The organism is Photobacterium aquae (assembly GCF_001029445.1).
Taxonomy (GTDB): domain Bacteria; phylum Pseudomonadota; class Gammaproteobacteria; order Enterobacterales; family Vibrionaceae; genus Photobacterium; species Photobacterium aquae.
Genome location: NZ_LDOT01000092.1, coordinates 1 through 726, shown reverse-complemented (window position 1 = coordinate 726; position 726 = coordinate 1). Strand labels below are relative to the sequence as shown.

Sequence of the window (726 nt, the reverse complement as noted above, 5' to 3'; positions counted from 1 at the left end):
TCTTTGTGAATATTCATAGCAGCCCCCCTTTAAGCATCATTACTCGGCGGGCTTGGACTTGAAACGGGCGGCTATAACGGAAATCGGAGCAGCCATTGCGGCTTGAGGTGTCCTTGCTGAAACCAAAACGCTTTCGAAGTGACTTAACAACGCTCAATGAATTTTCAGTGAGAGCCTTATCGAAATTGACCCCATCGAATATATCCGGGCAAGGCTGATGAATCGGATTGAGTGGCTTTTTGACTTTTCCCATGTCTGTATCCCCATACAAGCAAGTTTGTGTTTGCTGGGGTAATTATTAGCAAACTGAAATTTAGTAGCAAATCTGGGTTTACTCTGTTTTTGATCATTTTGATCGCCTATCATTTAACGAGATACAGTTGTGAACGGTGTGCAGATGACTTACACAGTTGAATTATTAGACATGGTAAAAGCCAAGTACGGCCTGACCTCAGACTACCAACTAGCTAAAAAACTAGGTGTTAGCTCGGCTCGCGTTAGCAACTGGAGAAATATGAAAGCATCCCTAGAATGGGATACTGCATTCCAAGTGGCTGATTTGCTTGGAATTAATGATCAAAATGTAGTTTACGGACTACTGGAAGATAAATATCAAAACCCCCGTCTAATCAATGCCTTATCCGAGGGTCGACCTGTCTAGTCAGTGCTGTCTAACTTAACCCTATGGTACATAATGCGCACTAACGGTGATAGCCCAAAGTTAAA

2 protein-coding genes are annotated in these 726 nt (G+C 42.8%); one reads left to right on the top strand and one right to left on the bottom strand.

Annotation, left to right across the window (positions count from 1 at the left end):
• Positions 1 to 13: 13 nt before the first annotated feature.
• The gene (locus ABT56_RS23025) at positions 14 to 253 is read right to left on the bottom strand and encodes a hypothetical protein (protein WP_047881235.1); all 240 of its coding nucleotides are present in this window, start codon (positions 251 to 253) and stop codon (positions 14 to 16) included.
• Between the two features lie 144 nt (positions 254 to 397).
• Here ABT56_RS23025 and ABT56_RS23020 point away from each other — a divergent pair, with 144 nt between their 5' ends.
• The gene (locus ABT56_RS23020; RefSeq protein WP_047881234.1) at positions 398 to 661 is read left to right on the top strand and encodes a helix-turn-helix domain-containing protein; all 264 of its coding nucleotides are present in this window, start codon (positions 398 to 400) and stop codon (positions 659 to 661) included.
• Positions 662 to 726 lie beyond the last annotated feature (65 nt).

What these genes read in the sequence shown, in the direction of transcription:
- ABT56_RS23025 (WP_047881235.1), bottom strand. Translation starts at nt 253, where the DNA reads ATGGGAAAAGTCAAAAAGCCACTCAATCCGATTCATCAGCCTTGCCCG.
- ABT56_RS23020 (WP_047881234.1), top strand. Translation starts at nt 398, where the DNA reads ATGACTTACACAGTTGAATTATTAGACATGGTAAAAGCCAAGTACGGC.